20 protein-coding genes are annotated in these 21127 nt (G+C 70.9%); 9 read left to right on the top strand and 11 right to left on the bottom strand.

Annotated elements, in window-relative coordinates:
• Positions 1 to 2 precede the first annotated feature (2 nt).
• Complete coding sequence (locus ACQHII_RS37690; protein WP_427923463.1) at positions 3 to 524, bottom strand: hypothetical protein; 522 nt, start codon at positions 522 to 524, stop codon at positions 3 to 5.
• A 231-nt stretch (positions 525 to 755) separates the two neighbouring features.
• Here ACQHII_RS37690 and ACQHII_RS37685 point away from each other — a divergent pair, with 231 nt between their 5' ends.
• A complete protein-coding gene (locus ACQHII_RS37685; protein WP_427923462.1) occupies positions 756 to 2756 on the top strand; it encodes a sensor histidine kinase in 2001 nt (666 codons plus the stop codon).
• Positions 2753 to 3484, top strand: coding sequence for a response regulator transcription factor (locus tag ACQHII_RS37680; protein ID WP_427923461.1), 732 nt, complete (start codon positions 2753 to 2755; stop codon positions 3482 to 3484). Before ACQHII_RS37685 ends, ACQHII_RS37680 begins: the two co-directional genes overlap by 4 nt.
• 2 nt (positions 3485 to 3486) lie before the next feature.
• Here the strand turns inward: ACQHII_RS37680 and ACQHII_RS37675 are convergent, their stop codons facing one another.
• From ACQHII_RS37675 to ACQHII_RS37665, 3 genes are read right to left on the bottom strand one after another with little or no spacing between them, the layout of a single operon-like run.
• Positions 3487 to 4080, bottom strand: coding sequence for a TetR/AcrR family transcriptional regulator (locus ACQHII_RS37675; RefSeq protein ID WP_427923460.1), 594 nt, complete (start codon positions 4078 to 4080; stop codon positions 3487 to 3489).
• A gap of 26 nt (positions 4081 to 4106) precedes the next feature.
• Positions 4107 to 5774, bottom strand: a complete 1668-nt coding sequence (locus tag ACQHII_RS37670) for a class I adenylate-forming enzyme family protein (protein ID WP_427923459.1) — start codon at positions 5772 to 5774, stop codon at positions 4107 to 4109.
• Positions 5771 to 6535: an SDR family oxidoreductase gene (locus ACQHII_RS37665; RefSeq protein ID WP_427923458.1), complete on the bottom strand. Its 765-nt coding sequence runs from the start codon at positions 6533 to 6535 to the stop codon at positions 5771 to 5773. The genes ACQHII_RS37670 and ACQHII_RS37665 overlap by 4 nt, the downstream gene beginning before the upstream one ends.
• A gap of 115 nt (positions 6536 to 6650) precedes the next feature.
• Between ACQHII_RS37665 and ACQHII_RS37660 the strand changes: the two genes are divergently transcribed.
• The gene (locus tag ACQHII_RS37660; RefSeq protein WP_427923457.1) at positions 6651 to 7871 is read left to right on the top strand and encodes an exo-beta-N-acetylmuramidase NamZ family protein; all 1221 of its coding nucleotides are present in this window, start codon (positions 6651 to 6653) and stop codon (positions 7869 to 7871) included.
• A gap of 81 nt (positions 7872 to 7952) precedes the next feature.
• Complete coding sequence (locus ACQHII_RS37655; RefSeq protein ID WP_427923456.1) at positions 7953 to 9326, top strand: serine-threonine protein kinase; 1374 nt, start codon at positions 7953 to 7955, stop codon at positions 9324 to 9326.
• Here the strand turns inward: ACQHII_RS37655 and ACQHII_RS37650 are convergent.
• Positions 9315 to 12098: a penicillin acylase family protein gene (locus ACQHII_RS37650; RefSeq protein ID WP_427923455.1), complete on the bottom strand. Its 2784-nt coding sequence runs from the start codon at positions 12096 to 12098 to the stop codon at positions 9315 to 9317. The two genes, ACQHII_RS37655 and ACQHII_RS37650, sit on opposite strands and share 12 nt — an antisense overlap.
• 221 nt (positions 12099 to 12319) lie before the next feature.
• Between ACQHII_RS37650 and ACQHII_RS37645 the strand changes: the two genes are divergently transcribed.
• Positions 12320 to 12922 carry a hypothetical protein gene (locus ACQHII_RS37645; RefSeq protein ID WP_381245756.1) on the top strand — a complete coding sequence of 201 codons (603 nt, stop codon included), beginning with the start codon at positions 12320 to 12322 and terminating at the stop codon, positions 12920 to 12922.
• Positions 12923 to 13076: 154 nt separating this feature from the next.
• On the opposite strand, the gene ACQHII_RS37640 is transcribed toward ACQHII_RS37645, so the two are convergent.
• Entirely contained in the window at positions 13077 to 13868 is a 792-nt protein-coding gene (locus tag ACQHII_RS37640) for a G1 family glutamic endopeptidase (RefSeq protein ID WP_427923454.1), read from the bottom strand.
• Positions 13869 to 14107: 239 nt separating this feature from the next.
• On the opposite strand from ACQHII_RS37640, the gene ACQHII_RS37635 reads away from it, so the two are divergent.
• A complete protein-coding gene (locus ACQHII_RS37635) occupies positions 14108 to 15046 on the top strand; it encodes a hypothetical protein (RefSeq protein ID WP_427923453.1) in 939 nt (312 codons plus the stop codon).
• A gap of 378 nt (positions 15047 to 15424) precedes the next feature.
• Entirely contained in the window at positions 15425 to 16153 is a 729-nt protein-coding gene (locus ACQHII_RS37630; protein WP_427923452.1) for a 3-keto-5-aminohexanoate cleavage protein, read from the top strand.
• Here ACQHII_RS37630 and ACQHII_RS37625 read toward each other — a convergent pair.
• On the bottom strand, positions 16135 to 16596 hold the full coding sequence (locus tag ACQHII_RS37625; RefSeq protein WP_427925500.1) for a GNAT family N-acetyltransferase: 462 nt from the start codon (positions 16594 to 16596) through the stop codon (positions 16135 to 16137). The two genes, ACQHII_RS37630 and ACQHII_RS37625, sit on opposite strands and share 19 nt — an antisense overlap.
• A 160-nt stretch (positions 16597 to 16756) precedes the next feature.
• Between ACQHII_RS37625 and ACQHII_RS37620 the strand changes: the two genes are divergently transcribed.
• Positions 16757 to 17824, top strand: a complete 1068-nt coding sequence (locus tag ACQHII_RS37620; RefSeq protein WP_427923451.1) for an RNA ligase (ATP) — start codon at positions 16757 to 16759, stop codon at positions 17822 to 17824.
• 21 nt (positions 17825 to 17845) lie between these two features.
• Here the strand turns inward: ACQHII_RS37620 and soxR are convergent, their stop codons facing one another.
• On the bottom strand, positions 17846 to 18355 hold the full coding sequence (gene soxR / locus ACQHII_RS37615) for a redox-sensitive transcriptional activator SoxR (RefSeq protein WP_427923450.1): 510 nt from the start codon (positions 18353 to 18355) through the stop codon (positions 17846 to 17848).
• Positions 18356 to 18480: 125 nt separating this feature from the next.
• On the opposite strand from soxR, the gene ACQHII_RS37610 reads away from it, so the two are divergent.
• The gene (locus tag ACQHII_RS37610) at positions 18481 to 18942 is read left to right on the top strand and encodes a MaoC family dehydratase (protein WP_427923449.1); all 462 of its coding nucleotides are present in this window, start codon (positions 18481 to 18483) and stop codon (positions 18940 to 18942) included.
• 25 nt (positions 18943 to 18967) lie between these two features.
• On the opposite strand, the gene ACQHII_RS37605 is transcribed toward ACQHII_RS37610, so the two are convergent.
• From ACQHII_RS37605 to ACQHII_RS37595, 3 genes are all read right to left on the bottom strand, one after another.
• On the bottom strand, positions 18968 to 19591 hold the full coding sequence (locus tag ACQHII_RS37605) for a TetR/AcrR family transcriptional regulator (protein WP_093624869.1): 624 nt from the start codon (positions 19589 to 19591) through the stop codon (positions 18968 to 18970).
• Positions 19592 to 19664: 73 nt separating this feature from the next.
• Positions 19665 to 19910, bottom strand: coding sequence for a YiaA/YiaB family inner membrane protein (locus ACQHII_RS37600; RefSeq protein ID WP_019066249.1), 246 nt, complete (start codon positions 19908 to 19910; stop codon positions 19665 to 19667).
• A 61-nt stretch (positions 19911 to 19971) separates the two neighbouring features.
• Positions 19972 to 21123, bottom strand: coding sequence for an acyl-CoA dehydrogenase family protein (locus ACQHII_RS37595; RefSeq protein ID WP_427923448.1), 1152 nt, complete (start codon positions 21121 to 21123; stop codon positions 19972 to 19974).
• Positions 21124 to 21127: the final 4 nt, after the last annotated feature.

The following is a 21127-nucleotide window of genomic DNA, read 5'->3' as shown; positions in this document are numbered from 1 at the left end:
GGTCAGTTGGGCGTGCTCGCCCTCAGCGTCCAGCCCTGCTTGCAGCTGTGCCCGAAGACGCCGATGTCACAGCCCTCGACGACGAAGACATAGGCTCCGGTGTTCTGCTCCCGCACCCGGATCCGTCCGCCCGTCCCCCCGCCGAACTCCCGCTGGGTACCCCCGGGGTCGGAGGCACTCGTCCAGCGGACCAGGAACGAGTCGTAGTGGTGCTCCGGAGCCGTCGTACCCCAGTTGAAGTAGGCGTAGCCGCGGTCCTCCCACGCGGCGACGACCATGTTCGAGCCCTGGCGCGGCGACCAGGTGGCGGTGCCGTAGGTGAAGTACTGGCGCTTCCCGGCGTAGGCGCCGTTCAGGTACACGTCCTTGGTGTAGCTGGTCGGACAGCCCAGCCACCCACCGCCCCCGCCGAGCGCGCTCCAACGCTGGTAGATGTGCGGCTCGTTCACCGCGATACCGCACCCGGCCCGCGCCGGTGTCTGCGCGGCGGCCGGCACCGCCGCCGTACCACCGAGAGCGAGCACGGATCCCAGCACAACACCCGTCAGGCGCCGCTTCGTTGACAACATGGCGTTTCCCCCGTTGCTTCCTGTCGTCCAGCCCGGCGGTGCGCCCGCCGTTCCGCTGCTACGAGCATCACGGCGACGGCGGCCGGGAGTTGAGGGGAAGCCGCCGGGCAACGCCGGGGACCTCTCCCGGGTGGTCCGGGAAGCGTTCCCATGACACCCGGGTGCCGGGCCCCCACGATGGGACGCATGGACGACCGCGACGGGCGCACCCGCACCCGGCCCCACACGGCCGCCGCGTACGCGCTGTTGGGGCTGGCGGCACTCCAAGTGGCCGTCGGGGCAGCCGCGTTGGCGGTGGCCGACGTCCCCGTCGCGGACCTGGTCCACTACGACATGGTCGTCGACCTGGCGGTCGGCCTCGCCTATCCGGTCTGCGGCACGGTGATCGCGCTGCACCGCCCCCGCAACCCCATCGGCTGGCTGCTGATCGCCTACGGTCTGGGCCACGCGTTCACCGGCATGTCGATCGGACTGGCCGTCGAGGGACTGAGGCTGGGCTGGCCACCCGACGTCCTGCACGCGGTCACGACCGTCGGCCGCCACACCTGGATCCTCGGCAGCTCCACGGCGTTCGTGCTGGTGTTCTTCCTGTTCCCCGACGGCCGGCTGCCCGACCGCCGCTGGCGCTGGGCGCTGGCCGCCCAACTCCTGTCCTCCCCCCTGGACTTCGCGATCTGGGCGCGGGACGACTGGGGCCTGTTCCGCGGCACGCCCGCACAGCCCTCCTACCTCCCGGTGCCGGCCGGCTGGATGCCCGTCCTGCGGGACGTCGAGACCGCCAAGGCCTGCCTGGTACTGGCCGCCGTGTTCGCCGTGATGGCCGTCCGCTACCGGCGCGGCGGCGAACAGGACCGCCGCCGACTCCTGTGGCTCATAGCGGGCATGCTCCCGCTGGCACTGAGCGTGGCCCTCCAGATCCTCGGCTTCCCGGCCGTCTACACCTCGTGCTGCACCCTGTTCCTGCCCACCGCCATCATGATCGCCGTGGTCCGCGAGGAACTCCTCGACATCCGCCTGGTCGTCTCCCGCAGCCTCCTCTACGGCACCCTCACGGTCGGCGTGATCGTCACCTACGTCGGCCTCGTCACCTCCGTACAGGCCCTCCTCAACCCCGACCCCGCCCTTCTCGGCCCGGCGTTGATCACCGTCACCCTGGCCCTCGCCTTCGCTCCCGCCCGCCGCCTCCTCCAGCGCACGGTCGACCACGCCCTGTACGGCGACCGGCACGACCCGGTGCGCGCGGTCTCCCGCATCGGCGAACGGCTGGCCGGCACCGGAGTAAACGCGATCCCCGAGGCGGTCGGCGAGGCACTGCGGCTGCCGTACGTGTGCGTGGAGTCGAAGTCGGGCGTGACGGACGGCAGTTGGGGCGAGCCGGGCGAACGCATTCACGCCATACCGCTCGACTACGACGGCCGGACCGTAGGCGCCCTGGTGATCGGACTGCGCCCCGGCGAACAACAACCAACACCCGCCGACCTCGCCGTACTCGAACTGCTCGCCGTACCACTGGCCGCCGCGCTCCACGCCACCGACCTCACCCGGCAGTTGCAGCACTCCCGGGAGCGGATCGTGGCCGCACGCGAGGAGGAGCGGCGCCGGATCCGCCGCGATCTGCACGACGGGCTCGGACCGACCCTCGCCGGAGCGGCCTTCCAGGCGGACGCGGTACGCAATCTGCTGACGTTCGATCCGGAACGGGCGGCCGTACTGCTGGCCGAGCTGCGGTCCGAGGTCGGGGGCGCGGTCGCCGAGGTGCGCCGACTGGTGGACGGGCTACGGCCCCCCGATCTCGACCAGTTGGGGCTGCTGGGCGCGCTGCGGGAACGCGCGGTACGGCTGTCCTGGCGCGCGGACGGCATCCCACTCCAGGTGCGGGTCCAGGCACCCGAGCGGCTGCCGGCGCTGCCCGCCGCGGTCGAGGTGGCCGCGTACCGCATCGCGATCGAGGCGCTGACCAACGCGGCCCGGCACGCCCGCGCCTCCCGCGTCGACCTGCGCATCGAGATCGGCGACGGGCTGCGCCTGGAGGTGTGCGACGACGGTTCGCCGGCGGGCGAGGAGACCGCGTGGACGCCTGGCGTGGGCATCACGTCGATGCAGGAGCGCGCGGCGGAGCTGGGCGGCCGGTGCGTGGCGGGGCAGGGCCGGGTGGTGGCGACGCTGCCGCTGGGAGGGGCGCTGTGACGGGACGGGAACCCGGTGACACTGTGCCGGGACGGGGACGGGCACCCGGCGACGACGAGGACACCGACGCGCTGCGGGTCGTACTCGCCGACGATCACCCCGTGGTCCGCACCGGGCTGGCCGCGCTGCTGGAGTCCGTGCGGGACGGGAGCCCGCGGGTGCGGGTCGTCGGGGTCGCGGCGAGCGGCCGGGAGGCGGTGCGGGCGGCGGTGACCCTGCGTCCGCACGTGGTGGTGATGGACATCCGGATGCCCGACCTCAACGGCATCGAGGCGACCCGGGAGATCGGCCGGGTGGCGCCCCGGGTGGCCGTGCTGATGCTCACCATGGTCGAGGAGGACGACTCGGTGTTCGCGGCGATGCGGGCGGGCGCCCTGGGCTATGTCCTCAAGGGCGCGGGCCAGGACGAGATCGTCCGGGCGATCCGGGCGGTGGCCGCCGGTGAGGCCATCTTCGGCCCGGGTGTCGCCCGGCGCGTGCTCGGCCAGCTCAGCCGACCGCCGGACCGGCCCGACCCGTGCCCGACACTCACGCCGCGCGAGAGGGACGTACTCGCCCTGATCGCCGACGGCCAGCCCAACTCGGCGGTGGCCACCCGGCTGGGCCTGTCCCCCAAGACGGTCAGCAACCACATGTCGGCTGTCCTCGCCAAACTGGGCGTGGCGGACCGCGCGGAGGCGGCGGCCTGGGCCCGGGAGGCGGGGCTGGGCCCGGCTCCCGAACCGTAGACTTACGGCCGCAGCGCCCGCAGCAGCAGGTCCGCGAGGTGGTCGGCGACCTCCTGCGGACTGAGCGGGCCGCCCGGCCGGTACCACGTCGACAGGTGGTGGACCGAGCCGAAGTGGTAGTCCACGACCAGGTCAGCCGGGGTCGCCGTGGAGAAGACGCCCTCGCGCTGGCCCTCCTCGACGAGCCCGCGGAAGCGCTCGTGGTAGCGGCGGCGCTCGGCGCGCACCTGCTTGTTCTTCTCCGGGCTCAGATGGTGCATGGACCGGAAGAAGATCGCCGCGTCGTCGAGGTTGTCGATCGTCGTCACCACGACATCCGCGGCGGCGTCCCGCAGCCGCTTCTCCACCGGCTCGTCGGCGCCCGCGAACACCTCGAGGCGCTCCTGCTGAAGGCGCAGCACGCGCGCGTACACCTCGTGCAGGAGGTCGTCCTTGGAGCCGAAGTAGTGGTACAGCGCCCCCTTGGTGACCCCCGCCGCCTCGACGATCTCCTGCACCGAGGTGCGGTCGTAGCCCTGCTCGGCGAAGAGCCGGGTGGCGGCGGCCAGCAGCCGCTGCGGGACGGGAGCCCCGTCTCCGTCGGTCGTCCTGGGCACTGCCGCCACCTGCCTTTCCTAGGTGTTCACTCGCTGTCGTGCGACCGGGAACGCAGTTCCCGCCGGAGGATCTTCCCACTTGCCGTCTTCGGCAGCTCGGGCAGGATCTCCACCTGGCGCGGGTATTTGTAGGCGGCCAGTCTCTCCTTGCAGTACACGGCGAATTCATCCGGGTCGGTTTCGGCGCCCGGGCGGAGACTGATGTACGCCTTCACGGTCTCGCCGCGATACCCGTCGGGCACCCCGACGACGGCCGCCTCGCGCACCGCAGGGTGGGTGTAGAGGACGTCCTCGACCTCGCGCGGCCACACCTTGAAGCCGGACGCGTTGATCATGTCCTTCTTGCGGTCGACGACGTACAGCCAGCCCTCGGGATCCATGAACCCGATGTCGCCGGTGCGCAGTTCACCGTCCGGGAAGGTCTCGGCGGTGGCCTCGGGGCGCCGCCAGTACCCGGGCACGACCTGCGGCCCGCGTACGACGATCTCGCCCTGCTCCCCGAAGGGGACCTCGTCGCCCTGGTCGTCGAGGATCCGTACGACGGTGTCGGGTCCCGGCACGCCCACGGCCAGTGTCCCGGACGCCGGGTCGACGGGCGCCTCCAGCTGGGGCGGCACCGAGGCGCACGGCGCGGTGCACTCGGTGAGGCCGTAGCCGTTGCGGATGTACGGCCCGAAGCCGGCCCGGAACTTCTCCACCAGGGCGGGCGGTACCGGCGCGCCGCCGGAGGAGATGTTCCGGAAGGACGCGAAGTGCTCGCGGGTGGCACCCGGGTGCGCGGCGAGCGCCATGAAGGCGGTGGACGGGCCGACCGTGTACTGCGGCCTGTGCTCGGCGAACGCGTCGAGCACCACCCCGCTCTCGAAGCGGTACGCCAGCACCAGCGAGCCCGCGCTGACGAGCGAGGCACCGAGCTGGCACACCATGCCGGTGATGTGGAACAGCGGCGCCATCGCGAAGTACACGGGCGAGTCCGGCAGCCCGAGCCCGGTGCGCTGCCGTTCGGCGTTGTAGAGGATGTTGCCGTGGGTGTTGGTCGCGCCCTTGGGGGTGCCGCTGGTCCCCGAGGTGTAGCTGATCAGCGCGATGCCGGAGGGCGTCGGGGCGGGCACGTCGGGCGCCTGGTGGCCCTCCTTCGCGACGGCCACCAGGTCCGCCGCGTCCTCGGCCCGCGGAAGCCGCTCGAAGGTGAGCACGCGCGCGTCGTCGCGAGTCTGGAAGTCCAACTCGCACGCGGTGAGCACGATCCGCACCGGCGACCCGGCCGCCGTGTCCCGCAGATACGACTCCCACGCGCGGTCCGAGCAGATCAGCGCGGCCACCTCGCCGTCCCGCAGGACGTGGGTCACCTCGCCCGACTTGTACATCGGGTTGACCGGCACGACGATCGCGCCCGCCTTCCAGGCGCCGAGGAGCGCGAGCACGAAGTGCGGCGAGTTCTGGAGCAGGACGGCGACGCGGTCACCGTGCTCAAGACCCCGCGCGGCCAGGTACCCGGCGACGGAGTCGCTCAGCTCGTCGACCTCGCGGTAGCTGAGCCGGCCGTCGAAGTAGGTGAGGAAGGTGCGGTCGGGCGTCTCGGCGACGATCCGCCGCAGGGCGTGCACCAGCGAGTCGTCGGGGCTGACGGGTCCGCTCTGGGCCTCGTTGAGCAGCCCGATCCAGGGCCGTGCGGCATAGCGGGAGTCGGTCACTCTCCGGCCTCCCACTTCTGCTGGATGTGGTTCATGGTGGTCAGCCAGCGGTCCGGTTCGGCGGCCCTGAGCTGGTAGTACCCGGCGACCTCGGGGTGCGGCAGGATCAGGAAGCGCTCCTCCTCGATCCCGGCCATCAGAGCGTCCGCCACGGCGTCGGGCTCGATCGCGGTCGGCTGGAGCACCAGGTCGCCCGCGCTGCCGGTGGCGGCCAGCATGTCGGTGCGGACGCCCTGGGGACAGATGGCGTGGACCTTGATCCCCCGGTGCCGGTACGTCAGCGACAGCCACTCGGCGAAGGCGTACGCACCGTGCTTGGTGACGCTGTAGGGCGCGGCCCCGATCATGGTGAGCAGCCCGGCGGCCGACACGGTGGACACGAACCGCCCGCCGCCCCGCTCCAGCCACCCCGGGATCAAGGCCTCCGCGGCCCGCACATGAGCCATCACATTGACGTCCCAGGCCTGCGCCCACACCTGCTCACCTGCGGCTTCGGACCCACCGGAGCCGAGTCCGGCGTTGGCGCAGTAGATGTCGACGGTCCCACCGAGAGCGTCCCGGGCTTCACCGACAACGGCGGAGGCGTCCCCCGGCACGGCGATCCCGCCGATCTCGTCGGCGACGGCCTTCGCCCGGTCACCGTCCAGGTCATTGACGACGACCCGAGCCCCCTCGGCGGCGAACCGCCGCGCGAGCGCAGCGCCGATGCCACCCCCGGCCCCCGTGACGACTACCCCGGCACCCTGAACGGCTTCCACCATCGGTCTCCTTCGACTGCGGCTCCACTGCATGGCCAGACTAACCGGTCGGTATGTAGGACCGGAAGGGCAGGTGTCTTGCGCCTTCTCAACCGGCCGCGGCCCCTACGGTGCCGATATGTCCCTCACCAGAAGAGCTCTCCTGGCAGCGGCCCCGGCGGCGACGCTCACTCCAGCACAACCCAGGAAAACAGCACTGCGCACCGGCTTCGAACAACTCGCCGCACACGACTACGCCCAGCTCGGCGGCCGGCGAACCGGCATCGTCACCAACCCCACCGGCATCACCAGAGACGCCCACCACATCGTCGACGTCATGCACGCCAGCCCCCATGTGAACCTCACCGCGGTCTTCGGCCCCGAACACGGCTTCCGGGGCACCGCGCAGGCGGGCGGCTCCGAGGGCCACCACACCGACCCGGCGACCAGACTCCCCGTCTACGACACGTACTTGAAGAGCGGCCAACCCCTCGCCGACATCTTCACGACCTCCGGCGTGGACACCGTGGTCTTCGACATCCAGGACGTGGGCGCCCGCTTCTACACCTACATCTGGACCCTCTACGACTGCATGGAGGCGGCCCGGCTCGCCGGCAAACGCTTCGTCGTGCTCGACCGCCCGAACCCGGTGACCGGCCGCACCGCCCAAGGCCCGGTCCTGCACCGGGAGTTCGCGACGTTCATCGGCCGGCAGCCGATCGCGCAGGCGCACGGGATGACGGTGGCGGAGCTGGCCGGGCTGTTCAACGGGGAGTTCCTGAAGACACCCGTCCAGCTGGAGACCGTACCGATGACGGGCTGGCAGCGGTCGGAGTTCTACGACGCCTGGTCGCTGCCGTGGGTGCCGCCGAGCCCCAACATGCCGACGCCGGACACGGCGCTCGTGTACTCGGGGACGTGTCTCTTCGAGGGGACGAACCTGTCCGAGGGGCGCGGCACCACCCGCCCCTTCGAACTGCTGGGTGCGGAGGGCATCGACGGCCGATGGGCGGCGGCGGTGAACCAACTCACTCTGCCCGGTGTGCACTTCAGGGAGGCGTACTTCGCGCCGACGTTCTCCAAGTTCCAGGGGAAGACGGTCGGCGGGGTACAGATCCATGTGCACGACCGGGCCGCCTACGACCCCGTGCGGACCGGGATCGCGCTGCTGGTGACCGCCAAGAAGGTCTGGAGCGGCTTCGGTTGGCGCTCGGACCACTGGATCGACGACCTCACCGGGTCGGCGCGGGTGCGGACGGCGATCGACGCGGGCGCGGACACCGACGAGGTGGTGGCGCAGTGGCAGGAGGAGTTGAGGGTGTTCCGGGGGATTCGAACTGAATACCTCCTCTACAAGTGACTCGTGACGTATGGCCAATCTTCACCGGTAGCGGGACGATGCGCCCACATCAAACCGCTCCGGGGGACGAGGAGGCCGGTCATGGCGGATCCGGCGATGAGTGTGAGCCCGTACTGGGAGTTGACCTTCGACGCCGACGGGGACGTCGACCAGGCGGAATGCGATCGTCTGCTGCGTGAAGTGCGGCAGCGCGGGGTCGGTGACCTGATCGTGTTCTCGCACGGCTGGAACAGTCGACGCGCCGGTGCCACGCAGCTCTACAGCCGCTTCTTCGCACCGATTCCGAAGCTCGCGCCGAAGGCCCGCATCGGGTACGTGGGCGTGATCTGGCCATCGATGGAGTTCCCGGACCAGCCGGTCCCGGACTTCCCGCACACACCGGCCGCCGTGGCCGGGCCGACGGCGGCCGCGACGGCTCCGGCGCTCGACGACGACACCCGGCACACCCTCCTGGACGCCTTCCCGGGGAACGCGACATTGATCGACCAGATCGCCCGCATGCTGGACCAACAGCCTCCCCAGGACGCCGAGTTGGAGGAGTTCGGGCGGCTGGTACGGACGCTGGTGGAGGTGGTGCCGCCCGGACCGCAGGCGCAGTTCGGCGCGGACACGCTGGCGGGTGGGCTGCCGCAGGACGAGCTGCGGATGCTCGCCGTCGGCTGCGCGGCCGAGGTGTGCGACCAGTTCGCGCAGGCCCTGGAGCAGCTCGCGGCGCCCCAACCTCCGGGCGCCACCGCGGAGTTCACGCTGCCGAACCCCTGGAAGGGGGCGCGGGAGCTGCTGCGGCAGGCGGCGTACTACGCGATGAAGCGGCGGGCGGGCACGGTCGGCGAGCGGGGGCTCGGTCCGGCGATCGGGCGGCTCGCGGGGGTGGCGCCGGAGGTGCGAGTGCATCTGGTGGGGCACAGTTTCGGCGGGCGCCTGGTGTCGTTCGCGCTGCGGGGTCTGCCCGAGGGGGTGCACTCGGTCAAGTCGGTGACACTGCTCCAAGGGGCCTTCTCGCACTACGCGTTCGCGTCCCGGCTGCCGGACGACGCGCGGACCGGGGGTGTGCTCCAGGGGCAGCAGAACCGGGTCGACGGTCCGCTGGTGTGCTGCTACTCGCACTTCGACTCGGCGCTCGGCACGATCTATCCGCTGGCCTCGCGGATGGCGGACGACGACCGCTCGTTCGCCGCGTTCGACATCGGCCGGGTGCTGGGCGACAAGTGGGGCGCGATGGGTCATGACGGGGTGCAGGCGGTGCCCGGCACTCTGGCGCTGACCTTGGCGGAGGCTCTCGACTCGCCGCTGCCCACGTCGGGTTGTGTGAACGTCGACGCGTGCGCGGTGGTGTGCCACGGTGGCGCCCCGAGTGGGGCGCACAGCGACATCGTGCACCCGGAGCTGGCCCGGGTGGTGCTGGCGGCGGGCCGGATCGGCCGGCCCACCGCCGCTACGGCGTCACCGGTGTGACGTGTACTCCACCACCTGCTGGAAGGTGGGCCGGTTCTGCCAACTGATGTTGTAGTGCTTGATGCCGCCCAGGGTGCGCTGGACGATCGAGTCGGCGCACCACTGGTCGCCCGCCGAGCACAGGGAGTCCCCGGGGTAGACGGTGGACGCGCTGGTGCCGGCCGCCGTCTTCAGGGTGCTGATGAGGATGTCCCGGCAGGCGCTGAGGCTGCCGCCGCCGCAGTACTGCTCGGCGAGCGGTCCCGACACGGTCTGTCCGAGCACCGACCGGATGTCCTTGTCGACGTAGCTCCACCAGCCGTACTGGAAGGAGCTGCCGGCGTGCGACCCGGTCGGGCCGTGGGCGGCGGACGGGGTCTCGTCGATGTACAGGTTGTTGGTGAACGCGGTGTACAGGCTGTCACCGAGGCCGGGTTGGAACTCGGCCTTCACCAGCAGCGGCCACCAGGCGTCCAGGATCCGGATGGCGTCGGAGTTGGCGTAGGTCTTGGACCCGGCCGAGGTCTCCGTGCGTTTGCCGCCCGCGGTCAGCCAGGTCTGCAGCTTGGTGACGGCCGCCGCCGCGGTGGTGTCGGTGACCGTGCTGCTGTTGACGACCTTCAGCAGGTCGGGCAGGACGTCCTCGGCGCGCAGGTCGGTGAGCGAGGCGTCCGACATGGCCTTCACCAGCGAGGATCTGGTGACGCCGCCGGCCGCGACGAGTTTCTTCACCCGGTCGTCGAGGAGGTTGCCGCGATGGACGGACCCGTCGCCCCAGCTGGCCGTCGTGTAGTCGAGGGCCTGTTTGTTGTTCCAGGAGATGTAGTAGTCCTGGTCGATGGAGTTGGGGTGCGCGGAGGCCGGGGTGTAGTCGGAGGTGTTGGTGGTGGGGTCCCAGTTCTGCCACTCGTAGGCGGCCTGGCCCCAGACCGGGAACTCGGGGTCGACGCCGCTGGCCCGCACCGGGTTGTTGCCGCTGTTGTAGTACGCGGTGTGCTGGGAGTCGGCGTAGAACCAGTTGAACGTGAAGTTGATGTGCTGGGCCGCGGTCTGGAAGGTCTGTGGACTCTTCACGTAGTCCGGGTCGTTGAGCATCTGGAAGCCGATGATCGAGTCGGCCTCGTGCATGTAGGAGGAGCGCAGGGTGGTGTAGGCGACCTTTTTCCCGCCGACGGTCGCTCTGTATTCGACGGGCCCGTACTTGGTCTTCCACACTCTCATCGTGTACGACCCGGCCGCGGTGCCGTCGGCCGTGGTGGGCGTCCAGGAGTTCTTCTGCTCGATCTCGTCCATGGCCGTGCAGGTGCCGTGGAAGAGGTAGTGGTAGTCGTCCGTGCAGAGTTCGACGGCGTAGGTGTCGATGATGTCCTGGCCGGAGGTGGTGGCGGACCACGAGTAGTCCTGGCCGCGGCCGAGTTCGACGTACATGCTCAGGCCGGCGAAGGACGCGCCGCGGGCGCTGATGCCCGGGCCCTGGATCTCCTGGAGCATCAGCAACTGCGGTGCGAAGTAACCGGTCTGGGGTCCGAAGACGGCGATCGGGTGGCCGCTCGCGGTGTACTTGCCGCTCACCACAAGGGCGTTGGACATCCCGCGCTTGGCGGAGCTGAGGGCGGTGGCGGTCGCCGCGGCGGAGGCGGCGGAGGCGCTCTGGTCGGCGCCGGTGCCGGTGGCGTCGTAGACGAGCGGCTCGGTCGTCACCGAACCGGCGTCCGGCAGGGCCTCGCCAAGCGCGGTGGTGGGCTTGGTGCCGTAGGGGAAGCTCTCGCCGTTGTGGACGGTGAGGACGGCCTCGGGGTCGTTGCGTTCGCGGAAGGACTCCCAGACCTTGGTGCCCTCGGTCACGCCGTACTTCTCCTGGGCGGCGAGCAGCGAGATGGCGTTGTTGACCTCGCCGCCGCCGCCGGAGCCGAAGAGCGAGCCGATGACGGAGGCCAGCGCGACCAGGTCGGTGATCTTGAAGTGGTCGATGGTGCCGGCGTTGGTGATCGAGTCCTTGTGACCGGTGAGGACGTACTCGCCGGGGAAGTAACGGCCGCTGTCCGAGGCGTCGATGTAGGCGTTGATGCCGGCCAGGTAGGCGTTGGCGTCGGCGAGGGCCTGCTGGCCGCGGGCGCCGTTGTTGGCGACGGCGTTGTCGATCTGGGACTGGAGCTCGGCCTCGGAGTAGGGGGCGTTGCGGTAGAACTCCTGCTCAAGGCCCTGGTTGGAGCTCGCGCCGCCGGCGAAGGTGGTCAGCTGGCCGCGTCCGACGTGCCGGAAGACGTCCATCAGCCAGAGCCGGTCCTCGGCCGCCGCGTAGCCGGCGCCGTACTCGGTGCCGTAGCGCGTGGTGCCTGTGATGTGCGGCACACCGGTCGCCTTGTCGCGGACGATGGTCACATCGGTCCGGCCGCTGGGGTTCTCGGTCGAGGCGACGTTGGCGGCGGGGACCCCGAACGAGGCGTCGTTGAAGAAGGTGTTGATCTTCGCGTCGGTGAGCGTGGAAGCGCCCGTGGCCAGGTTGGCGTAGGGGCCGAGCTGGTCCTCGGCGTGCGCGGGCTGGGAACCGAAGGCCTGGTTCAGGAGGATCTGGGCGAGGGTCGCGTTGCCGTTCTCGCCGGCCGGGAGGATGTCCGAGCACTGGCCGCCGCAGTAGTCGTTCGAGGCGGTCGCGGCCGTGGCGGTCCCCTGGGCAAGAGGAGACAAAAGGGCGGCAATGAGGGCGCATACGGATGCGGCCTTCAGGAACCCGGGGAATCTGCCGGGAGTTCTCAGTCTGTCGAGCAAGTTACGTGGGGTGCGCCGAGGCATGGCGGCTCCTACCGACGGGGGTGTGGCCGGACGTTACCGCCGGTATCCCCGGGATTGAAGATGAACATGCGTCAAGTTTTGGATGAGCAGGAGCGGCTTATGGGGGCCATCGGAAATCGGATGGAGCCAAATCGCTTGTCGATACGTCTATTCGGCGACGTCCGTACGACGACGCCGAGGTGACCGAAGTACAGGTGCAGGTGTGACGGAGGTGCAGGGCGATGGCCGGTTTCCGGAGTCTGGCGAGACAGGTGCGAGACCCTCGGTGCGATCTGGCGCTGCGGCGCTACTCGCTGCGCAAGTGCCTTGAGCGGTTCGCCCCTTATGGGCACAGGGCGACCTGGGACCACTTGAGCTCCCGGGCCGGGTTCGGACCCGAGGACCGCTCCCCCGACCCGGCGCGGCTCGTGGCCGCACTGGACGAGCTGGAGGAGGCGCGCAAGGTCTGGCTCGCCTACGAGGCGGGGTTCGCCGAGCGCCGCAAGAAGGAGAAGCACGACGGGCTGCGCCGCCCGGGCAGCGTGGACGACTGGCACCGGCTGACCTGGGGCGGCTTCGGTGTCGCCTGGTGCGACGACCCTCGTCTCCACCCCCATGAACCACTGGCCGAGGTGCTGCGACGGCTGATCGCCGCCCTGGAGCGCGAACCGGGTTCCGTGTGCCCGGTGTGCGCCGGGGAGCGCCTCCTGTGGAAGTACGACCTGGCCCACGAACCCTCCTCGGGCCCGGTCTGCACGGACTGCGGCATCGTCGTCCCGCGTCCGGTGCTCACGCCCGAGGCCCTGGCGTACGCCAGGCGCGGACGGCTGCTGATGTCGGCCTGAACCGGGGCAATCGAAGAAGGGCGCCAGGGGTGCGCCGGGGATGCCGCACCCCCTTATGAGCAAGCCGGTTTGCCCTTGCTCCCGCAACGGCCGAGGCTGCCGACGGCGATCCGTCGACAGCCCCCGAGTGGTGCGCCGCAGGTGCCGGCAGGAGTCAGCTGGCCTTCCAGACGTCGGCGAAACTTCCGCCGGAGATCGCGCCCGGCTGGGCCCGTACGGCGGAGCTGCTGCTCTTCGTCATGACGATCTCGTTCGGCGAGAAGGTGTCCAGGTTGCTGCCGTCGGCCTTGGCGCCGGTGAAGGTCACGGTGCCGAAGTTGGCGAGGCTCGCGACCGAGCCGCCCACCTCGGGGGCCTCGGCGATCACTTCGGCGGAAGCGTTCTTGAAGCCGGACGAGCCGGCGTGCGTGGTGGTCTTGGTCCAGCCCTCGGTGGAGTCGGCGAGGGTCATGGTGAAGGTGGAGCCGGTGTAGGTCACGGTCGCGGTGAACTTGTCGCCGCCCTTGACGGTGACTCCGGAGTACGCGCTCTCGGAGGCGGGCAGCACCTCCCACCAGGCGCCGTAGGTGGCCTTGCCGCCGATGCAGTCGGCCTCCGTACCGGTCTGCTCCAGCGCGGAGTTGCTGTAGCCGTCGAGGCCGACCCAGAACGAGGAGTACGTGGTGGCCGAGCCGCAGGTCACGGTCGGCTGGGTCCACGCCGAGGTCACGGACGTGTAGGCGCCGGTCGAGCCGGTGGCCGCGTAACCGGACCAGTTGGTCGACGAGACGGTGGCGTTGGCCTTGCCCGGCTGCGCGAGCCCGTGCAGTGCGTGGCTCTCGTGGCTCGCTATGGACTGGGTGAGCTGGGCAGGGGTGTTCGAGGCGGCGAGCGAAGGTGTGGCCAGGGCGGCGGTGAGGGCTGCGGCGGTGACGAGAACGAACCCGGCGGAAGATCTCGGGGACATGACTCTCCGTCATTCGAGGGGGTGGGGGGACTGCCGTGACGGCAGTGGACAGCAGCTTCCGCGAGGCCTCATGAGCATGGCAAGACGGTCAAGGCCCTTCAGTCTTGAGGGAATTGACGGCGCAACAACTGAGAAATCTGACAGGTTCATTCAAATTTGATCAACCGCCGGGCAAGACTGACCAAACTTCGGGGCAACGGTCTTCCGCCCCACGGCCGCGCTGACCTGAGCTGGAGTGCGTGACTTCCAGACCGGAGTACGCGACGCCCGGCACCGGGGCGATGCCGTTCCACGAGGCGCTGCGCGCGGCCATCGCGGCCAGCGGGCTGAGCCTGGACCGGATCCAGGACCGGCTGCTGCGGCGCGGTACGCCGGTGGCGTCGGCGACGCTCAGCTCCTGGCAGTCCGGGCGCTACCAGCCCGAACGGCAACGGTCGTTGGCGGCGCTGACCGTACTGGAGGACGTCCTGCGACTGCCGCCCGGCGCGCTCACCGGACTGCTCGGCCCGCCCCGGCCACGAGGCCGCTGGCTGCCACCGGTCGGCGACCACCCGGATCTGGCCCGGGTCTGGTCGGACCACGGCGACCTCACCGCGGTCCTCGCCGCGCTGGACACCCGCTGGGACGACAGCCTGACCCGGCTCAGCTGCCACAACCGGGTCGACGTCGACGCCGACCGCAGCGTCCGCTCGATGACCAGCCGCCGGCTGCTGCGCGCCGAGGCGGACGGCGCCGACCGCTGGATCGCCCTGTACCGCCTCGACGCCCCCGGCCCGCTGCCGCGGTTCCGCCCGGCGGCCCCGGCCCGGCTGGGCACCGTGGTCGAACTGCCCGCCGAGGGACTCGTCGCGGCCGAGCTGCTCTTCGACCGCCCGCTGGCCCGCGGCGAGACCGTGATCGTCGACTACACGGTCGAGCACCGGGACCCGCCCCCGTACTCCCTGCGCGCCGAGACGACCATTCACGTGCCGATGCGCGAACACCTCCTGGAGGTCCGGTTCGCGAAGGGGGCACTCCCGCGCGCGTGTTACTCGTTCCGCACGAACGGCCTCGACGCCCACGCCGGTTCCTCGCGACCCAGGGAGCAGCGGCTGCGGGTGGACGCGTCGGGGTCGGTGCACGCGGTGGCGTTGGGGGTGGGGCCCTGCCGGGTGGGGATTCGGTGGGTGTGGGGGTGAGGGGATGAGGGGGTGAGGGGGCCCGGCGGCTGAGGGGCGGGCTTCGTCGGCCGAGGGGTGGGCTTGGTCGGTGGACGAAAAGGCTTCGTCGGCCGAGGGACGGGCGTCGCCACTTGACCAGCGGGCGTCGTCGCCCGAGGGACAAGCGTCATCGGCCGAGGGGGGCGTGATCGCCGAGGGACGGGCGTCGCCACTTGACCAGCGGCGTCGTCGCCCGAGGGACAGGCGTCATCGGCCGAGGGGGCGTGATCGCCGAGGGATGGGCGTCGCCACTTGACCAGCGGGCGTCGTCGGCCGAGGGGCAGGCGTCATCCGTGACGGGCAGGCGTCGTCGGCCGGCGGGCGGGCGTTGTCAGTGGCGGGTGGCACCATCGAGGCATGGTGCAGGTCTGTCTCAACGGGGTCCGTGGGGCCGTCGACGGGGTGATGGTGCCGGTCTCGCCGGGGGCGATGGCCAACGCCGCGGCCGAGGCCGTCGCGGTGGGGGCCACGGACGTACACGTCCACCCCAAGTCCCCTTGCGGGGACGACACGTTGTCGCCGCGCGTCCTCGCGGTGACGCTCGACGTGATACGGGCGCGGGTGGCCGTACCGGTCGGTGTCACCACCGGCGCCTGGGCCGAGCCGGATCCCGCCGCCCGGCTGGAGCGGGTGCGCGGCTGGACCGTGCTGCCCGACCACGCCTCGGTCAACTGGCACGAGCCGGGCGCCGAGGAGGTCGCGGCGGTGCTGCTGGACCGGGGCGTCGGTGTGGAGGCCGGCATCTGGTCCGGTACGGACGGGGCGGCCCGGTTCGCCGTCTCACCGCTCCGCACGAAGGTGCTGCGGGTCCTGGCAGAGGTGACCGACCCGGACGCGGACACGGCGGAAGCGTCCGCGCGAGCGCTTCTTTCCGAACTCGGCACCGGTCACGGCCGCCCGGTACTGCTGCACGGTGAGGAGGGTGGCGCCTGGCCGGTGCTCCGGCTCGCGGGGCGGCTGGGGCTCGCGACCCGAATGGGTCTGGAGGACACGCTGTTCCTGCCGGACGGCGAACGCGCCCTGTCCAACGCCCAGTTGGTCGCCGAGGCGCTGGTGCAGTACGGACGTCAGGAGGGCGCCGCGTAACAACTGACGGCCACCGTCTGCTGGGCGCTCCATCGCTGCTCGACCGTGGCCAGCAGTTCCCAGCCCAGCCGTTCGTACAGGGCTGCCGCGGCGGTGTCGGTGGTGACGACGTCGAGCACCGGGTGCAGTCCGTGCCGCCGCGCCTCCTGGACGGCCCGGCCGATCAGCAGTGCGCCGATCCGATGTCCCCTCGCCTGCGGGGCGACGAACAGTCTGCCGACGACGGCGGCCGTACCCGGCGGCACCCCCGTCCGCTCGCCCCACAACACCGGTGCCAGATCGCCTTCGCCGACCCGCGACAGACCGACGTGCCCGACGAGGCGGCCGTCGAGCTCGGCGACCCAAGCGCCCAGCGAGGGGCCGTGTGTCAGCCACTCACCGGGCCGGTCGGGCCAGTTGACCGGATAGCCGTCGTGCGCGTGCACGTCCGCGAGGATCCGCACGCACTGCGCGACATCGCCGTCGGCCCTCTCCCGAATGTTCACTCCGGAATGGAAACACAGGCCATGAAGTCAAGCAGCCGATATTCCGCTCGCTCAACCCGATTTCGTATCAGGACAGTTGAGGGCGATGAAACCGAACTGAGGAACCCGAGGAGTCCCGATGTCGACGCTGCGCGTCACCGCCGAAGTGCTGACCGTCCACGAACACCCGAACGCCGACGCCCTCGAACTGGCCCAGGTCGGTCTGTACCGGGCCGTCGTCGCCAAGGGCGCGTACCGCACCGGTGACACCGCCGTCTACATCCCCGAGCAGTCCGTGCTCCCGGCCGCGCTGATCGAGGAGTTGGGGCTGACCGGACGCCTCGCGGGGAGCAACTCCGACCGGGTCAGGGCGGTGCGCCTGCGCGGTGAGCTGTCGCAGGGCATCGTGTGCCGGCCCAAGGCGCTCGCGGACGTGGATCTGGCCCGGGCCGCCCTGGACGGCATCGACTTCGCGGAACTGCTCGGCATCGTCAAGTGGGTGCCGCCGATCCCGCCCACCATGGACGGGGATGTCGAGTCCGCGCCCGATCTGCTGCCCTGGGTGGACATCGAGAACATCCAGCGGTTTCCCGGGATATTCGAACCGGGCGAGGCTGTGGTCCTGACCGAGAAACTGCACGGCTCGGCCTGCCTGCTCACGTACTTCGCCGAGGACGGCCGCGTCCAGGTCTCCTCGAAGGGCTTCGGCGCCAAGTCCCTCGCCCTGAAGGAGGATCCGCGCAATCTGTACTGGCGGGCCGTCCTCGGCCACGGCGTCCCCGAGACCGCCGCCCGCCTCGCCGAACGACTCGGCGCGCGCCGGGTCGGCATCTTCGGCGAGGTGTTCGGCGCGGGCGTACAGGACCTCACCTACGGCGCCGACGGGCAACGCAGCACGATCGGCTACGCGGTGTTCGACGTCTCCGCCGAGATCGACGGAGCGGTGCGCTGGCTGGACCCGGCCGAACTCCTCGACGGGGAGCTGCCGTTGGTGCCACGGCTGTACGAGGGGCCGTACGACATCGGGCGAGTGCTGGAGGTCGCGAGCGGCCGGGAGACCGTGTCGGGACGGGAACTGCACCTCCGGGAGGGCGTCGTGATCCGCCCCGCCGTGGAGCGCTACAGCCCCGTCACCGGCGGCCGGACGATCGCCAAGGCGGTGAGTCCGGCGTACCTGACGCGGAAGGGCGGCACGGAGTACGAGTGACGCCCCCCGCCGGCGGTGCCCTCAGTCGCGCTCCTCGGGGCCGGGTCCCGTCCCCCGGCCCCGAGGCCTGCGGGTGCCCGGTTCGGGCATCAGGCGGGAGCCCGCGCCGCGTTCGCCGATCACGTCGTCAGGGTTGGACAGGACGCAGGTCGCCAGGGAGAGGCAGCCGCAGGCGATGCAGTCGGTGAGGTGGTCGCGGAGGCGGTTGAGCTGCTTGATGCGTTCGTCGAGTTCGGAGCGCCAGGCCTCGGAGAGGTGGGCCCAGTCCTCGCGGGTCGGAGTGCGTTCCTCGGGGAGTTCGGCGAGCGCCTCGCGGATGGTGGCCAGCGGGATGCCGACGCGCTGGGCGGCCCGTACGAAGGCGACCCGGCGCAGGGTGTCACGGGTGTACCGGCGCTGGTTGCCCGTGGTGCGGCGGCTGCTGATCAGACCCTTGGCCTCGTAGAAGTGCAGGGCGGAGACGGCGGCGCCGCTGCGCGCGGCGAGTTGGCCGACGGTCAGCTCGTGGATCTTCTCGGGAATCTGGGGCACCCCTCGAACCCTACCCATCCACCGGCACGGGTGTTCCGTTGACAGCGGCCCGGCATACGACCATGCTAAGCAGTTGCTTAGACATTTCGAGACGCGTGATGCTGGATGACGTGAGAGGCCGGGACATGGCAGAGCCGAGGATCTTCACCTCCGTCGACGACCTGCGGGCGGCGGTCGGGGAGCAGTTGGGGCACACCGACTGGCTGGAGGTGGACCAGAAGCGGATCGACCTGTTCGCGGACGCGACGGGCGACCACCAGTGGATCCACGTGGACCCGGAGAAGGCGGCGGCGGGACCGTTCGGGACGACCATCGCGCACGGCTATCTGACCCTGTCGCTGCTCCCGCTCTTCGGACCGCAGCTCATCAAGGTCGAGGGCGTGAAGATGGGCGTCAACTACGGGACGAACAAGGTCCGTTTCCCCGCCCCGGTCCCGGTCGACTCCCGGCTGCGCGCCACCGCGACGATCACCGGCGTCGACGACGTGCCGGGCGGCGTCCAGGTGACCGTCGCGTTCACCGTGGAGCGCGAGGGCGGCGACAAGCCGGTGTGCGTGGCCGAGTCGGTGTCGCGCTACTACCTCTGAGCAGCCGACTCCCGTACGGCAGAGGCTAGTTGGCCCCCACCATCCGCAGCACGAGGTCGGCGTAGAGCGCGCCGACCTCGTCGGGCGTCCGGGGTCCGTCGAGGCTGAACCAGCGCGCCACGTCGATGCACAGCGACAGGATCGCGAGGGTCGTGCCCTTCACGTCCGGCACGTCGAAGGAGCCGTCCGCGACTCCGTCCTCGACGATCCCGCGCACCTCGGCGTCGACCTGCCGGCGCAGCGCGAGGATCTCGGCGCGGGCGTCCGGGCCGAGCGAGTCGAGTTCGTACTGCACGACCCGCGCGGTGGTGCGGCCGCCCGCGTGCCAGCGCACGAAGGAGCTCACGGCGTCCGCGAGCCGCTCGGCGGCGCTGCCCTCGCGCGCCGCCGCCGTCCGCAGGATGTCGAGGGCCTTCTCGTGGCCGATCCTGCTGATCCGGTGGAGCAGCTCTTCCTTGGTCTTGTAGTGGATGTAGAGCGCGGCCGGGCTCATCCCGGCGCGGCCGGCGATGTCCCGGGTGGTCGTCGCGTGGTAGCCGCGCTCGGCGAAGGCCTCCACGGCGGCGATCAGCAGTCGCCGGGCCGCGTCGGGCGTGACCTCTGCCCAGGCCTGCGGGTCGCCCGCGGTCGTCTCCTCCGCCGTACTCATCGCTCGTAAGCCCCTCTCGATGACAAGGGCTCCACCATACCGCCGAACCTGAGCGAGCGCTTAGTCTCCCCGCTCAGAGCTTTTCGAACGGGTTGTAGGTGCCGCGCGCGCCCTCCTGCCGGTCGCGGATCACCTTGGCGAGGGTGAAGGAGGAGGTGACCAGGTACAGGACGGCGATCGCGAGGAAGGCCCGCACCCAGGCGTCGGCCTGCAACTTGAAGATGCCGATGGCGGTCGCCGCGATGGCGACGGAGAAGGACGCGACGGCCTGGCCGTAGAAGGCGGCCGTGTTCTGCGGTTTGCCCGATGCTTCGCTCATGGGGACAAGCGTCCGCCCATACGGCCGTCCCGGTATCCGTACGGATACTCAACTCCCGTACTCAGAAAGCCGAAACGCCCGTCAGCGCACGCCCGATGAGCAGTTTCTGGATCTGGCTGGTGCCCTCGTAGAGGGTCATCACACGGGCGTCGCGCAGCAGCTTCCCGGCCGGGTACTCGTCGATGTAGCCGTAGCCGCCGAAGACCTGGAGCGCGTTGTTCGCGGCGCGCACGGCGGCCTCCGAGGCGAAGAGCTTGGCCTTGGAGGACTCGGTGGCGAAGGGAAGCCCCCGCTCTATGAGGTCGGCGACCCGCCAGGTCAGCAGCCGGGCCGCGTCGACGTCCACGGCGATGTCGCTGATGAGTTCCTGGACGAGCTGGTGGTGAGCGATGGGCCTGCCGAACTGCTCGCGTTCACCGGCGTAGCGGACCGCCACGTCCAGCGCGGCCTGGGCGATGCCGACGCAGCCCGCCGCGACCGACATCCGCCCCTTGGCCAGCGCCGACATGGCGACGGAGAAGCCCTTGCCCTCGGGGGCCAGCATCGCGGAGGCGGGGACACGGACGTTGTCGAGGACCAGCTCGGCGGTGGCCTGGCCGCGCAGGCCGAGCTTGCCGTGGATGGTGCGGCGGGTCAGGCCGAGGGTGTCGGTGGGCACGAGGAAGGCGGAGACGCCCTTGTGCCCCGGGGCGTCGGTCGAGCGCGCGAAGAGCAGCACCACATCGGCCCAACTGCCGTTCGTGATGAACATCTTGGTGCCGTTGACGACGTAGTCGTCGCCGTCGCGGACCGCGCGCGTGGTGAGGTTGCCGGCGTCGGAACCGGTGCCGGGTTCGGTGAGGCCGAAGCAGCCGACGTACTCGCCGGAGGTGAGCCCCGGCAGCCAGCGCCGCTTCTGCTCCTCGCTCCCCCAGGCCGCGATCGACTTGGCGACCAGGCCGAGCGACACGGAGACGATGCCGCGCACGGAGGAGTCGCCGCGGCCGAGTTCCTCGGTGACCAGGCAGTACGCGAGATGGTCGCCGCCCGAGCCGCCGTACTCCTCGTCGATGGTCAGTCCCAGGAAGCCGACCCCGCCGAGCTTCTTCACGATCGCCCTGTCGACTTCCTCGGCGCGGTCCCAGGCGATGACGTGCGGGGCGATCTCGCGCTCGACGAAGTCCTTGGCGAGCTGCCGTACGGCGGTCTGCTCCTCGCTGAGTCCCAGGTCCACCCGC

It is taken from the genome of Streptomyces sp. cg40, from assembly GCF_050320165.1.
GTDB classification, from domain to species: Bacteria; Actinomycetota; Actinomycetes; order Streptomycetales; family Streptomycetaceae; genus Streptomyces; species Streptomyces hokutonensis.
This window is presented reverse-complemented; position numbering and strand designations above follow the sequence as displayed.